Origin of the sequence: Flavobacterium tructae, from assembly GCF_002217475.1 — a bacterium.
GTDB classification, from domain to species: domain Bacteria; phylum Bacteroidota; class Bacteroidia; order Flavobacteriales; family Flavobacteriaceae; genus Flavobacterium; species Flavobacterium tructae.
This window is the reverse complement of sequence record NZ_MUHH01000003.1, coordinates 111,442-125,766: the sequence shown is the minus strand read 5'-3', so window position 1 is coordinate 125,766 and position 14,325 is coordinate 111,442. Positions and strand designations below refer to the sequence as shown.

Genomic DNA, 14,325 nt, shown 5'->3' with positions numbered 1-14,325 from the left:
GCGCCGTTTTTGTTTTTGTATTTATGAGATCGCAATATAGATATCAACTTCTGCATCTTCAGGATTTTGAGCCTGTTCTCCGTAAATTTCAAAATCTTCGGTATAAAGCCTGTCTAAATCCGAGTTCCAAATTTTTATCCATTCGTTAATCACAATGCCGTCGGCCAGATTGCCTTTGGCAGTAAATTTTTGGTAATGAACTCCGGAGATCGTTTTGGCAACCATTCCTTCCGGAATAACAGTTAGATTTTCTACTACACAGCCCAATATTGTGGTATAAGGACGTGTATAATCCTTTTCATAGTCCGTATAGATACAATAGATCGCATTACTAGTTTTATTGGGAATTTTTTGAAGAATTCCTTCTGACATAAATCGATTCCAAAGTGCCGGAATATCTGTTCCCGATTGGCCATTTTCGTTAGTCGTTCTTATTGAAATACCAATAACATTGAATTTTTGTTCCATCTTACATGTTTTTTATTAAGCTGTAAAGGTAAAATGACGCAATGACAACAGTATGTCAGCAGGAAACGATAATCTTACTTTAAATGGCTGTAAATATAGGTTTCAATCGCTTTTAGTTCTTCATCCGACATCGCCTGTGTTACCGGAAAATTAGTCTTCATAACGGCAAACTGACTCGGATCAACAATAGGGTCAGCTTTTCCTTTCAGGAAAGTAACAATGTCTCCGTTTTTGTCTTTGTATATTTTGGCTATTTCCTGAATACTTGGGCCAATTACTTTTTTGTCCGGCTGATGACAGGAGAAACAGTTTCCCTGTCCTTCAAAAATTTGTTTTCCAAATTCTTCCGGAGTTTTGGCTTTTGCTGTTTCTCCTTCTGAATAAGCTTCCGTTGTAGTTTCAACTGGCGTTTCTGCAGTTTCTTTTTTACAGGATGCAAACGCTAAAATGGCTGATAAGAATAGTATTTTTTTCATGTTATTTGTTTAGTAAGACTGCTGCTTCTTTGGCAAAGTAAGTCGAGATAATACTGGCGCCTGCGCGCTTAATGCAATATAGTTGCTCTAACATAATTTTGTCGTGATCAAGCCACCCTCTCTCTGCTGCGGCCTTTACCATAGCGTACTCACCAGATACCTGGTAAACGGCAACCGGTACATGAACGGCATTTTTCACCTCACGAACAATGTCTAAATAAGCGATTCCCGGTTTTACCATAACGATATCTGCACCCTCTTCAACATCTAATAAAGCTTCACGAATTCCTTCAATTCTGTTGGCATAATCCATTTGGTACGTTTTCTTATCTTTTGGGATATTTTGAGAATCTACAGGAGCAGAATCTAAAGCGTCACGAAATGGCCCGTAAAATGCCGAAGCATATTTGGCACTGTAACTCATGATTCCCACATTGTGATGTCCGTTTTCTTCCAATGCTTTTCTAATGGCTAAAACCCTTCCGTCCATCATATCACTTGGCGCAACAAAATCGGCTCCCGCCTCTGCGTGACTTAAACTCATTCGGGTTAAAGCATCAACCGTAGGATCATTCAAAAGCTGTCCATTTTCGATAATCCCGTCATGACCATAAATTGAATAAGGATCGAGAGCCACATCCGGCATTACAATCATTTCAGGAACAGCATCTTTTATTGCACGGATGGTTTGCTGCATCAAACCGTCTTTGTTCCAGGCTTCGACACCTTTATTGTCTTTTAAATGATCGCTGATTTTTACGTAGATGTTCACCGCTTTAATTCCTAAATCCCAGGCTTCTTTTACTTCTTTAATCGTATTGTCCAGAGAATGACGGTAAATTCCCGGCATAGACGGTATGGCTACTTTTACATCTTTTCCTTCAGTAACAAACATCGGAAGCATAAAATCCTGTGGACTTAAACTAGTTTCACGAACTAAAGAACGAATGGATTCATTGGTTCTTAAACGGCGGTTTCTTTGTAATGGGAACATAAAAATTTAGATTTTAGATTTTAGATTTTAGATTGCAACCGATTTCTTCGAAATATGATGGAGAATCCTACTTTCTAAAGTGTATTGTTTTTTGTTTTTTTGAAGATTGTGTTACTTTTTAATAAGTGCCACAAAGTTAAAGAAAAAGGAACAGAATAAGGCGTTTAGCCCCCGGTAGAATCCGTTAATATTATCTAAAAATTTGCAGAATATGGCAGTTATGTCTTCGTTCGTAAAGTTTCAAAAAGCAATTGGGGATGTAAATTTAGAATTAACTTTCAGGCTCTGGTTTTTTTGAATATTTACCTATAAATTTGTCTAATGAAGAAATTTCTCGCATTATGTTGTTGTTTACTGCTAACCAGCTGTTTCGAAATAACAGAAAGAATCAAACACCATGACGACCAAAGTGGAGAGTACACGCTGATGGTTGACTTTTCGAAATCATGGTTTAAGACAAAATCGGCCATGTGGATGGAAGAGGTTGATGGTGTAAAAATCCCAAACGAACAGGAAATCACCAAAAAACTGGAAGATTTTAAAGTCAAAGCCTTAAAAATTGACGGTATTACCAACGTAACCACTAAAACTGATTTTGATCAGTATGTTTTTATTATCAAACTCAATTATGCCAATCTGAAAGCGCTCAATGCTGTTGTTAATACGATAAACAATCAGAGCAATCAAGTTCATTTTAGCAGCAATGCCAAAAGTTTTGAAAGGATCGCCTCTTATCCGGTTCCTGAAAAAGTAGTAAAAGATCCAAAGAAAAAGGAAGATCTGGAAGCGGCAAGTATTACAGCGATTTATACTTTTGATAAAGATGTTAAGGCCGTAGAGAATCCGAACAGCAGAATTTCACCAAACAAAAAGACCGTTTTCTTAAAACAAAGTATGTACAGCGTACTTAAAAAATCGGCCTTAATGAACAATACAATCCAATTAACCCCTTGATTTATGAAGCAATTTTATATTTTATTTTTAGTTTTAGCCACGCATTTGACTTTTGGACAGCTCAATTCAAAATCCTACGATTATTTTGTACAGTTTAACGGAGATCAGCTTTCGAAAAAAGTAAGCGTTGATCAAATAGTAAATCATCCGCTAATTAGTAAATACAAAGAAGGCAAAGCCAGTCTCGATCTTAAGAAGTATGCAGCTCTTTTTAAATTGGATCAAAAGATAACCGTTCATGGTAACTTCACGGACAGTATTCCGTATTATCAGGTGACGCTTCCAATTAAAAGCAAAGAAGCGGTGAAGGAGTTCTTAATTGAAGAGCATACAAAGAATAAAAATACAGATTCAGTTGAGGTTCCCGTAATTCAGGATTATGGCAAATACGCTGTTTTTACACCAAAAAATCAAAAGACTTCATTTGTCTGGAACGATAATTATCTGGTGTTGGTTGAATTGACTAAAAAATACAAGCCAAAATCATACGACTGGGAAGACAGAACGCAGGATTCTATTGCGATAGATGAACCTTATCAGGAAACTTCAACGGAAACAACAGCAGAAACTGCGCAATCGGCTGAAGAGGCTGCGGCTAGTGCTGCAAAAGAAACAGAAGAAGCTGTAGCGGTGTCTAATGCAGCATACGAGAAAGCAGAGCTTGATTTTAATCTTTTGCAAGCCGAACAACAAAGCCTTTTTATCAAGTCACTATTCGAAAATGGATTCACCACACCTGTTTCTGAAAAAATAAATAAGGCTGCCGATATTTCGTCCTGGCTGAATTACAGTTCGGCGATGACCAGTTTAAATTCAGCTTATGGTCTTTTATCAAAATTCACCAGTTACAATAAGTTTTTACCCATGCAGAATAATGCGGCAAATATGGTAAAAGGAATTAATCTGGATTTTTATTTTGAGAATGATAATGCCCGTATTGAAGAAGTGATTGAATATGCTGAACCAATGGCGCAGATTGTTGGGAAAATGACGGACAGAAAGATCAACAAAAATATTTTCAACTATTTTCCTGATGAAAACCCATTAGGATATATGTCTTATCATATCAATACTAAGGCGGCACTGGAAAAATTTCCAACGTTAGTGGCAGATTTATTTCAAAGTCAGTATTTAGTAAAGGAAGATTTGACGGTTATTACGGATTTAATTTCGACAATCGTAGATGAAGAAGCTACTGCAACGCTTTTTGATGGTGATTTAAGTATGTTTTTGTATCACGTAAATGAAGTTGAGGTGACTAAGAAAGTATATGGATATGATGAAAATTACGAAGAGAAGATAACAGAGGAAAAAGTGAAGAAGAACATTCCGTTATTCTCTATGGTATTTACCTCGACGCATCCTACTTTTGGTGATAAGTTAATCCAATTGGGACTTCGCAAAAAAATCCTGGAGCAAAAAGGAGATTTTTATGAAATTTTTGGAACGGAAGACTATGGGACTATTTTTATCAAAAAAGACAAAGATGTGGTTTTGATAGCCAATACTTTAGATTATTTTAATGATGGAAAAGGACTTTTTGTTAAGGAAGCAAAAAAGGAGTTAAAGAAAAATTACATCTCCGGAAAATTAAATTTTGCAAGAGCATCATTTTCTTATGAGAATTCAGGCAAAGCAAAAGGGAAAGATTCAGAAAAATTGAAACGATTGTCAGAGCAGTTTAGTGATATTGCCGTACAGTCTCCTAAAAAACTGATCGATAACAAATTGAAATTTGAGTTGAGATTAAACGCTTCAAAATCAGATAAAAATATCATCTTGCAAACGTTGGATTTAGCAGAAGAATTGAGTAAATAATCTAAAGCTCACTATAAAACTAAAATTCCCGAAAGAGATCTGATCTTTTTCGGGGATTTTTTTATTCTGATTTTAGAGGATTGATGCCTCATAAATTCCGTTAATGGATTTTCCAAGTTTTGAATTAAATTCATCATCAGACTGACCAAACGTTAGCCCTTCCGAAAGTGCTCGCGAGAAGCTGGCAATCAATCCGTGATTTAGGGCCAGTTTTTGGTTGGCCTCTTCCTGCGCATAACCTCCGGACAATGCTACTACACGTACCACATGAGGATCGGACATTAATTCTTCGTAAAAATCATTTACGGTTGGAATCGAAAGTTTCAGCATCACTTTTACTTCTTTGTCCAGTAAATTAAGCTGCCTGATGATTTCTGCTTTTAGAATTTCTTCTGATTTTTCTTTGTCGGGGCTATAAATATCGACCTCAGGTTCAATAATTGGTATAAGGCCTTTATTAAATATTTGAAGTCCTATTGCAAATTGCTGTTCAACGACTTCGCGAATTCCAGTAACATTGGCTTCTTTGATTACAGATCGCATCTTGGTTCCGAAAATATTGCGTTCTACAGCGCGAGTTAACAATTCGTTCAGATTAGAAATAGGTTTCATGAGTTGTACCCCATTTTCGAGCTCAGCAAGACCTTTGTCTACTTTTAGAAAGGGAACGATATTTTTATGCTCCCACAAGTAATCAGCAGTCCATTGTCCATCGATTTTGCGGTCCATCGTATTTTCGAACAAAATAGCCCCCAGAATATATTCGCTGCTAAAGGCGGGACTTTTAATAATTCGGGTTCTCATTTCATGTACGAGGGTGTACATTTCTTCTTCGGTTGTATAACTGCTTTCCTGTACACCGTATTGCGCTAATGCTTTTGGTGTACTTCCGCCACTTTGATCTAATGCAGCAATAAATCCTTTTCCGGTCTGCATGCGGTTCAATTGTTCTTTATTCACATTTGCCATACTATTTTTTTTAGATTTTAGAATGAAGATTTTGGATTAAAAAATTACAAACCTATTTTCTGATTTACTTTATCGTAAACTTCTTTTATTTTTTTGGGTGGATCAAATCGGTAACCGGCAGAAAGTTTTAAAGTGGCAACATTATCATTCAATCGCGGATTGACTTTATCGTCCTGAGCAAAACTTACTGTATTAATGCTTGCAAAAGCAAAGAAACGGTCATTATTGTAGGCCAGTTTTAAATTAAAATCGGCTTGATACAGCGCAGATGAATCGCCGTCAATATCATTAATTCCAACCCCTAAAGCAATTCCGGCACCAATTAAAACGCGTTGACTAATTACAAAATTATAAAAATAGGAGGGTGCTATCGAAAAAACATAGATATCGGCGTTTGAAGAATCCGGTGTATTATTTAGATTGAGATTGGTATAATAAAAAGAAAAAGTCGGAATAAAACTTCCGGAGCTTTTGGTCTGCCATTCGTTTTGGCTTACCAATGTTTTAAAAGAAAACTTAGGATTGAAAACATAAGCGGTAGATCCGCCAATTTTCGTGGTGCGCATATCCGGCAATTGTGCCATTATATTATCATCACTGATATAAAATCCTTTCTGATTGATAAAAGTAAAGGACTGCATCCATTTTTTATAGTAAAAACGGGTATTGAAATTAAAATGCTTGGAATGGGAATCGCCTTTATTTTGGCTCAGAAATTTTGGAGCGAAACCAACAGAAACATCAATGATTTTATAATTCAGATTAAAACCAATCTGTTCTCTTCTATTCGGAGTAAGATTAAGAAATGTTTGTGAATCCTGTGGGCCTGAAGCAATCTGAAAACTATTTGAAGTGTCTATATAATAAACGCTGCCGGTAATTTTATCGTTATAGGATTTAAAATAAGGATTCTGCAGTGAATCGTTTTGAGCAAAACACCCTAAAAAACTCCCGAGAAATACGATATAAATCAGTTTTAAGTTCATTGGTTAAAAATTGCAATTATCTGATATTGGTTCAGAATTTAACAAAGAGGAATTATTATTTTTTAATAGGTCACCCCTTCGGGGTTTAAAAACTAAATCTACAAAAAAATATACAAATATGTCGTCCTGTTGGGACTTGGTTATGTATTGTCTTGAAATAGCTATAAATATGTCGTCCCGTTGGGACTCTGATATGGATCATTTAAAAAAAACTATAAAGATGTCGTCCCGTTGGGACTCTGCTATGTATTGGTTTAGAATTTTTTTGAGGTATTGTATTCGTTTTAGAATTCTATTATTTTTTACAGAGCTCCGAAGGAGCAGCATATCTATAACATATGAGTATTAGATTTTTAAGCTCCAAAGGAGCGATATATTTATTGCGATATGTTTGTAATGATATATTATTCGTTTACATCATCAAATAAATATTCGTTTTTAAAATCAACGTTAAACAATTTTAAAAAACCGATATATTCCTTTTTGAATGTTTTTGTTTTGTGATGCTCTTCTTGATTTTCAATATATCGTATAACATTTGTCAAATGGGAATGGCTATATGAAAAGGCCCCAAACCCGGTTTGCCATTCAAATTTTCCATTTACCCACTTCCTGTCATTTATGAATTTTGAAGAATTTGCCTTAATATCTCTTACTAAATCCGATATTGACTTATCCGGTTTTAACCCGATCAGGATATGAATATGATCCGGCATTCCGTTAATAGCAATTAGTTTTTGACCTTTATTGCTAATAATGCCGGTCATGTATTTATAGAGTTCGTCTTTCCAATTTTTGGAGATCAGATTTTGCCGGCCTTTAACGGTGAAAACGATATGAATGTATAATTGAGAATAGGTGCTTGCCATACTAACAGATTTTTATAGATATCATCCTTATGGGTTTAAAGACTAAATCTACTAAAATCTATTGATGGGATGTTATTTTTTGAAAGAAATTTTCTACAATAAAATAAATAGACTCTATTGCAATTCAATCCAGTCAACTGGATTCTCTAACACCTGAATCAATTTTTCCTCAACACTTCCGGCTTCCGCATGATGATCGTAAACCCACTGCACGTGCGGAGGTAGACTCATTAAAATACTTTCAATTCTTCCGTTGGTTTTCAAACCGAACAACGTGCCTTTATCATGAACTAAATTGAATTCGACATAACGGCCACGACGGATTTCCTGCCAGTTTCTGTTTTCGGCGGTGTATTCCAGATTTTTTCTTCTTTCTACAATTGGAACATAAGCTTCAAGGAAACTGTTGCCCACTTTGGTTACAAAATTGTACCAGTCTTCCATTGACATGGTTTCGGTTGCTTTGCAATAATCAAAGAACAAACCACCAATACCTCGGGCTTCGTTTCGGTGTGCATTCCAGAAATAGGAATCACATTGCTTTTTATACTTAGGATAAAACTCTGGATTATGCTTGTCGCAAGCCGTTTTACAGGTCTGATGAAAGTGAATAGCGTCTTCTTCAAACAAATAGTAAGGAGTTAGATCTTGTCCGCCGCCAAACCACTGCTGAATTACTTTTCTTGGACCTGTACTGAGCGAAGACGAAGTATCGTACATTTCAAAGTAACGCCAGTTCGCATGAACTGTTGGAGCCATTGGGTTTTTAGGATGAAGAACCAGACTTAATCCGCAGGCAAAGAAATCGGCTTCGTCTACATTAAACATTTTCTGCATGGCTTCCGGTAGTTTTCCGTGAACGGCCGAAATATTGACACCGCCCTTTTCGAAAACGGTTCCGTTCTCGATTACACGTGTTCTTCCACCGCCGCCTTCAGGGCGTTTCCAAAGATCTTCGCGGAATTTTGCAGTTCCGTCAACCGCTTCTAATCCGGCACAAATCTGATCTTGTAATTGTTGTATGTAAGCGTAAAATTTATCTTTCATGGATATTGTATTCTGATTTGAGTAATCCAAAGTAAACAACATCTTCTAATGTTCCGTCACTGTTTTTAAATTCCTCTCTTAATATTCCTTCTTGTTTAAAATGATGTTTTAAAGCAATCTGCTGACTTGCCTTGTTGATTTTTGAAGTACAGATGAATACTTTATTCATGTTTAAAGTATTGAAGCAAAAATCTAAGGTTTCGGAAACCATTTTTGAAGTAATTCCTTTTCCCTGATAATCTTCATCAACAAAATAACCCAGTTCACATTTTGAAATGCGATTGTCAATGCTTTTGATGCACAAATAGCCAATTATTGCATTGGTTTTGTTATCTCTTGGATAGAAAAAGTATCCTTCTTTGTGATTTTCTTTGTCTTGGTTGAAAGCAAGAAACTGTTTTGTTTTTTCGAGATCCGTACAGAAAGAAAGTGTGACCGGAAATGTTTTTTGAATGTGGTTTCTATTCTTTTCGATGAGGTTGTAAAATTCCTCAGGAAGAATATTGGCAATCGTATTTGTTTTCCAATCTGTAAAAACCATTAGGATCTGTTTTTGGCCGAAGCAATTTTAGTATTTATCCCGAAAGAGAAAACTTTACTTTCTTGTTGGATATATTCATAAACAGCCAAAGCTTTATGGGTAAAATTATGATTTTCATCCTTAGAGAATTCGATTAAAATATCTCCGAATTGCTCTAAATGTTCCCAATCAAAATGAAGCTGTATTAATAATGTGATCAAATCTTCATTTTTTTGACAGGATAAAGTTTCAAAATCTAGCCCGATTTCTTTCAGCTGATTTTCAATATTTTCTTTTTCCTTATTATTCAAAGGATAAGGAACAAAAACAAGTGATCGTAACGTCTTGAGGACGTTATCAATTCTTATTTTTTCTTCGTCTCTTAAACCTTTGTTCAGCATTTTTTTAGTTTTTGGTATCAGTCCCAGTTTTCGGTCTCAGTTTTCGGTTTGCCGGCAGAAAGCAGAAAACTGAGACTGCGTACTGAAAATTAGTTTCCGTATTCTTTAACCGCGTCAATAAACGCTTTAGCGTGATCTACAGGGATATTTGGTAAAATTCCGTGACCTAAATTTACGATATATTTGTCTTTTCCGAATTCGTCGATCATTTCGTGAACCATTTTTTTGATGGTTGGAATTGGAGAAAGCAATCTTGAAGGATCAAAATTACCTTGTAAAGTAATATTTCCACCTGATAAATAACGAGCATTTCTAGGAGTGCAAGTCCAGTCTACACCAAGTGCTGAAGCTTTACTTTTACCCATTTCGCCTAAGGCAAACCAGCATCCTTTTCCGAACACAATAACAGGAGTAACTTCTGCCAATGCATCAATAATTTGGTTGATGTATTTCCAGGAGAATTCCTGATAGTCAACCGGAGAAAGCATTCCTCCCCAAGAATCAAAAATCTGAACGGCATTAACACCCGCTTTTACTTTTTCTTTTAAGTATAAAATCGTCGTATCTGTAATTTTTTGTAATAAAGTGTGTGCTGCAATCGGGTTTGAAAAGCAAAATCCTTTAGCAGTATCAAAACTTTTAGAGCCTTTTCCTTCAACAGCATAACAAAAGATTGTCCAGGGTGAACCAGCGAAACCAATTAATGGCACTTCGTCGTTCAGCATTTCTTTAGTCAATTTAATGGCATCAAAAACATATCCTAAAGTTTCATTTACATCCGGAACAAAAACCTGATTCACCTGCTCCATTGTACGAATAGGATCCGGAATAATTGGACCTAAATTGTCCTTCAATTCTACATGAATACCCATTGCACGTGGAACTACTAAAATATCAGAGAATAAAATGGCAGCATCCGGAGCAATTCTACGGATTGGCTGAACGGTAATTTCGGCAGCCAGTTCCGGAGTTTCACATCTGGTGAAAAAATCATATTTATCACGCAAAGCTCTAAATTCCGGTAAATATCTTCCGGCTTGACGCATCATCCAAACTGGTGGACGCTGAACGGTTTCTCCTTTTAGTGCTTTTAAAAATAGGTCGTTTTTTAACATTGTTTCTTTGCTTTAGGCTTTAAGCTTTAGGCTTTAAGCGATGTTTGTTTTTTATTTTTTGTGTTTGCTTACAGCCTAAAGCTTACAGCATACAGCGATTATTTATATTCTTGTAAAACATCCTCAATGACATCTTCAACCGTTGGCTGATCTGCAATAACGATATTTTTGGTAATTTTTTCTAAAGCCTCTGCAGTAGTTTCACCAATGCAAAAGCAGGTTTCTTTTTTAATCGAATTTTCTTTCAGATAACTTTGTACACCTGATGGACTGAAAAACAGAATAGCATCAACAGGAGTCTTTATTTTCTGAGGGGTCAAAGAAGTATTATAAACCTGAATTTCATTGAATTTTAGCTCTGCTTCTTTTAAGGCTTTGGGTAAAGTTTCTCTGCGAAGATTTCCACTGAAAAAAGTATAACTTTCACTGCGGTATATTAAAGTGATAATTTCGGCTAAATCGGCAGCATAACCAGTGTAAGCGACAACATTGAATCCGTTTTCTGATAAGAGGATCTTGGTTTTTAAGCCAACGCAAAATACATTTTTACTTTTCAGTTCTTCCGATTTGGGATGGGAAAGAACACTATGAACGGCATTCTGACTTGTGAAAATCAAATTATCGTTGAGGTCTTTTATTTCGAAAGGTTTATTTTCGGTTTGAATAAAATCGGCTTCAATAACTTCAAGATGAGCGGTTGTTAAGGCTTGTCTTTGCTCTGTTGAAAGCTTTTTTGTAGATACTATTTGAATTGATTTACTCATTATTTTTTCAAAGATTCTTTAATGGCTTGCATCAATTCTGTTCCGCCGTTGTTCAGAATTTCCTGGGCAGCAAAGAATCCCAGTTTTTTCCACTCTCCAATTTCAACAGTCTTGTTGATTTCGAGTTTTTGTTTTCCATCAACCGAAAGTAAAACACCCTGAAAGTGAAGCGTGTCCTCCTCTTCATTATAACGAACCAAAGCCCCAATAGGAGCCGTACAGCCTCCTTCAAGAGTTCTTAAAAACTGACGTTCGATATAGGTGCAAATCTCAGTTTCAATATCGTTTAATTGTGAAAGAGCTTCAAGGGCATAGTTGTCGTTTTCCATGGCCACAACCACCATGGCCCCTTGTGCCGGTGCGGGAATCATCCAGTCCAGATCGATATAATTTTCCGGTTTTAAGTTGATACGCTCCAAACCTGCTGCTGCAAAAACAGCCCCGTCCCAGTTGTTGTCCTGTAATTTTTGCATACGGGTATTTACATTTCCGCGTAAATCAACAACAGTATGATTGGGGTATTTGTTGAACCATTGCGCCTGACGACGTAAACTTCCGGTTGCGATTGTACTTGGATTGGCAAAGTCAGGATTTCCTTTATGAACCAGAATATCAAGAACATTGGCTCTTTCTAAAACTGCTGCCTGAACAATACCTTTTGGTAAAGCTGTAGGTACATCCTTCATCGAGTGAACGGCAATATCTACGTCACCATTTATCATAGCAATATCTAACGTTTTGGTGAAAATTCCGGTGATGCCAAGTTCATAAAGTGGTTTGTCAAGGATAATATCACCTGTAGATTTTACTGCAATAATTTCGGTTTTATAACCCAGATCGTTTAGTTTTTTCTCGACAGTGTGTGCTTGCCAAAGTGCCAGTTCGCTATCGCGGGTTCCAATTCTGATTGTTTTTTCTGCCATTTTTATATTTTAACCATTAAGATATTAAGGTTCATTTAGCTTTGTGTTGATTTTTTAAGCTAATGAAGCTGTTAATCTATTAGTCTTGCAAAATAATCATTTACAAGTGGTTTCATTGATTTTGTTATATTTAGAGTATTGAAATTAATTAATAGTCCTTGAGGTCTTTGCAATAATTTCATATAAGTTAAAAGTTGTGCTTCATGAATTGGTAATAGATTTTCTATTGCTTTCAGTTCAACAACGACACAATCATTAACAAGAAGATCAATTCTTAAATCAGATTCCAACTCAAGATTATAATATTCTATTTTAACACTCAGCTGCTGTTTAACATCGTATCCATTTTGTTCTAATTCATATTTGAGGCACTTTTCATAAATGCTTTCTAAAAGTCCCGGGCCTAAGGCTTTATGCACTTTTATAGCAAAACCGGTAATTTCGTAAGCCAATTGAGTTACCTCCTTTTTGTCATAGAACTTTTTGTATTTCAACGATTAAGATATTAAGGTTCATTAAGCGTTGTGATTAATTTAAGAAAGTTAAGTTTCAAATCAGTTTTGCTTAATTTCCTTGACAAAGCTTGGCTTAATGAATCTAATATCTTAATGGTGAAAACCTTAAGATGCTTTTATTTTGAAGACTTTTTCGATCCATTCGATGCTTTCATCAACCATGGTATCGTCATCTTTTAAGTGATTGGCAAAATGAGTAGTGATTTTCTGAATGATTCGGTTACTGATAATCTCAGCCTGTTCCTCATTAAAATCAGCAATTTTTCTGCTTTGAAAATCTAATTCCGAGTTTTTAATCGCGTTTAGTTTTTCTTTCAAAGCATTAATGGTAGGAGCAAATTTACGGCCTTTAGTCCAGGTTATAAACTCTTCTTTAACTTCTTCTATAATGGCTTCGGCAGCAGGAATATGCAGTTTTCTGTTTTCCAGCGTTTCATCTGTCAACTGTGATAAATAATCCATGTGAATCAAGGTTACTCCTTCTAACTCCTCAACATTTTCATTAACGTTTTTCGGAATAGATAAATCCAGAATCAATAAAGGTTTTTTAAGATTTAGGATCGCTTTGTCAACCGTTGGGTTTTGAGCCCCGGTTGCTACCACGACCACATCAGCTTTTTGAAGCTCAAGATGTAGTTCGGAGTAATCTTTAACAATAAGATTCAGTTTTCCGGCTAATTTCTCTGCTTTGTCTTTCGTACGGTTGATTAAGGTGATGTGTTCGTTTTTAGTATGTTTTACTAAATTCTCGCAGGTATTTCTCCCTATTTTTCCAGTTCCGAAAAGCAGAATGTTTTTGTTTCCGATATCTTCTACATTTTTAAGAATGTATTGTACCGAGGCAAAAGAAACCGAAGTGGCTCCTGAACTGATTTCTGTCTCGTTCTTGATTTTTTTACTCGCCTGAATCACGGCGTTTACCAGTCTTTCCAAAAAAGCATTGGCTAAACCCATTGATTTCGAATGGGTAAAACTGGTTTTGATTTGAGAGATAATTTCAAAATCACCTAAGATTTGACTGTCTAAGCCGGTTCCTACGCGAAACATATGATTGATCGCTTCCTGATTTTTATAAACGAATCCTACTTTTTGAAAAGCATCAACAGATCCGTTACTATTATCGCAAATTAACTTTATTAATTGAAAAGGATGTTCTGCAAAACCGTAGATCTCGGTTCTGTTGCAAGTCGAAGTGACAATTAAACTTTCTATTCCCTCTTTTTTAGCCTGTTCCAACAAATGTGTTTTGGCAACTGCATCCAGACTAAATTGACCTCTGACCTCAGCATCAGCTTTTTTATAACTCAGACCAACTGAATAAAAATAAAGGTGTTTCGGTACGTTATTGTTTTCCATAAATTCACTTTCATAAAAGTGCAACAAAATTATCATTATAGTGTTTAGAAAAATAACGCTAAAAGTACTTTTTGTATCGCTACATGTTTTTTTGTTTCTAAACAGCTGTTTTTATGCAAAAAGAAGTATTTTTGTAGCAAAATCAAGTTG

At 35.9% G+C, this 14,325-nt stretch carries 16 protein-coding genes; 2 read left to right on the top strand and 14 right to left on the bottom strand.

Features of this window, described 5'->3' with window-relative positions; genetic code table 11:
• Window positions 1–21: 21 nt before the first annotated feature.
• The 3 genes from B0A80_RS00945 to hemB all read right to left on the bottom strand — a co-directional run bounded on the left by B0A80_RS00945 (window position 22) and on the right by hemB (window position 1,938).
• Window positions 22–468 carry a GyrI-like domain-containing protein gene (locus tag B0A80_RS00945; protein ID WP_017495808.1) on the bottom strand — a complete coding sequence of 149 codons (447 nt, stop codon included), beginning with the start codon at window positions 466–468 and terminating at the stop codon, window positions 22–24.
• 74 nt (window positions 469–542) lie between these two features.
• Entirely contained in the window at window positions 543–944 is a 402-nt protein-coding gene (locus B0A80_RS00940) for a c-type cytochrome (RefSeq protein WP_070906272.1), read from the bottom strand.
• 1 nt (window position 945) lies between these two features.
• On the bottom strand, window positions 946–1,938 hold the full coding sequence (gene hemB / locus B0A80_RS00935) for a porphobilinogen synthase (protein WP_089076108.1): 993 nt from the start codon (window positions 1,936–1,938) through the stop codon (window positions 946–948).
• Between the two features lie 321 nt (window positions 1,939–2,259).
• Here hemB and B0A80_RS00930 point away from each other — a divergent pair, with 321 nt between their 5' ends.
• Together B0A80_RS00930 and B0A80_RS00925 are read left to right on the top strand one after the other, a co-directional pair.
• Window positions 2,260–2,892, top strand: coding sequence for a hypothetical protein (locus B0A80_RS00930; RefSeq protein WP_017495811.1), 633 nt, complete (start codon window positions 2,260–2,262; stop codon window positions 2,890–2,892).
• Window positions 2,893–2,895: 3 nt separating this feature from the next.
• Window positions 2,896–4,710, top strand: a complete 1,815-nt coding sequence (locus B0A80_RS00925; RefSeq protein ID WP_089076107.1) for a hypothetical protein — start codon at window positions 2,896–2,898, stop codon at window positions 4,708–4,710.
• 72 nt (window positions 4,711–4,782) lie between these two features.
• Here the strand turns inward: B0A80_RS00925 and B0A80_RS00920 are convergent, their stop codons facing one another.
• The 11 genes from B0A80_RS00920 to hemA form a co-directional block, all read right to left on the bottom strand.
• Window positions 4,783–5,670 (bottom strand): fructose bisphosphate aldolase, encoded by an 888-nt coding sequence (locus B0A80_RS00920; RefSeq protein ID WP_089076140.1) that lies wholly within the window; start codon window positions 5,668–5,670, stop codon window positions 4,783–4,785.
• Window positions 5,671–5,723: 53 nt separating this feature from the next.
• Entirely contained in the window at window positions 5,724–6,665 is a 942-nt protein-coding gene (locus tag B0A80_RS00915; RefSeq protein WP_089076106.1) for a DUF4421 family protein, read from the bottom strand.
• A gap of 404 nt (window positions 6,666–7,069) precedes the next feature.
• Window positions 7,070–7,534 (bottom strand): IS200/IS605 family transposase, encoded by a 465-nt coding sequence (tnpA, locus tag B0A80_RS00910; protein WP_089076105.1) that lies wholly within the window; start codon window positions 7,532–7,534, stop codon window positions 7,070–7,072.
• Window positions 7,535–7,648: 114 nt separating this feature from the next.
• Window positions 7,649–8,581 carry an oxygen-dependent coproporphyrinogen oxidase gene (gene hemF / locus B0A80_RS00905; RefSeq protein WP_089076104.1) on the bottom strand — a complete coding sequence of 311 codons (933 nt, stop codon included), beginning with the start codon at window positions 8,579–8,581 and terminating at the stop codon, window positions 7,649–7,651.
• Window positions 8,571–9,122: a GNAT family N-acetyltransferase gene (locus tag B0A80_RS00900; protein ID WP_089076103.1), complete on the bottom strand. Its 552-nt coding sequence runs from the start codon at window positions 9,120–9,122 to the stop codon at window positions 8,571–8,573. Before B0A80_RS00900 ends, hemF begins: the two co-directional genes overlap by 11 nt.
• On the bottom strand, window positions 9,122–9,502 hold the full coding sequence (locus tag B0A80_RS00895; RefSeq protein ID WP_089076102.1) for a hypothetical protein: 381 nt from the start codon (window positions 9,500–9,502) through the stop codon (window positions 9,122–9,124). The genes B0A80_RS00900 and B0A80_RS00895 overlap by 1 nt, the downstream gene beginning before the upstream one ends.
• Window positions 9,503–9,591: 89 nt before the next feature.
• Complete coding sequence (gene hemE, locus B0A80_RS00890; protein WP_089076101.1) at window positions 9,592–10,617, bottom strand: uroporphyrinogen decarboxylase; 1,026 nt, start codon at window positions 10,615–10,617, stop codon at window positions 9,592–9,594.
• Between the two features lie 98 nt (window positions 10,618–10,715).
• Window positions 10,716–11,381, bottom strand: coding sequence for a uroporphyrinogen-III synthase (locus B0A80_RS00885; RefSeq protein ID WP_089076100.1), 666 nt, complete (start codon window positions 11,379–11,381; stop codon window positions 10,716–10,718).
• Window positions 11,381–12,304, bottom strand: a complete 924-nt coding sequence (gene hemC / locus B0A80_RS00880) for a hydroxymethylbilane synthase (protein WP_089076099.1) — start codon at window positions 12,302–12,304, stop codon at window positions 11,381–11,383. Before hemC ends, B0A80_RS00885 begins: the two co-directional genes overlap by 1 nt.
• A gap of 71 nt (window positions 12,305–12,375) precedes the next feature.
• Entirely contained in the window at window positions 12,376–12,756 is a 381-nt protein-coding gene (locus B0A80_RS00875) for a GxxExxY protein (RefSeq protein ID WP_233430678.1), read from the bottom strand.
• A gap of 168 nt (window positions 12,757–12,924) precedes the next feature.
• A complete protein-coding gene (hemA, locus tag B0A80_RS00870; protein WP_017495823.1) occupies window positions 12,925–14,175 on the bottom strand; it encodes a glutamyl-tRNA reductase in 1,251 nt (416 codons plus the stop codon).
• Between the last annotated feature and the right edge of the window lie 150 nt (window positions 14,176–14,325).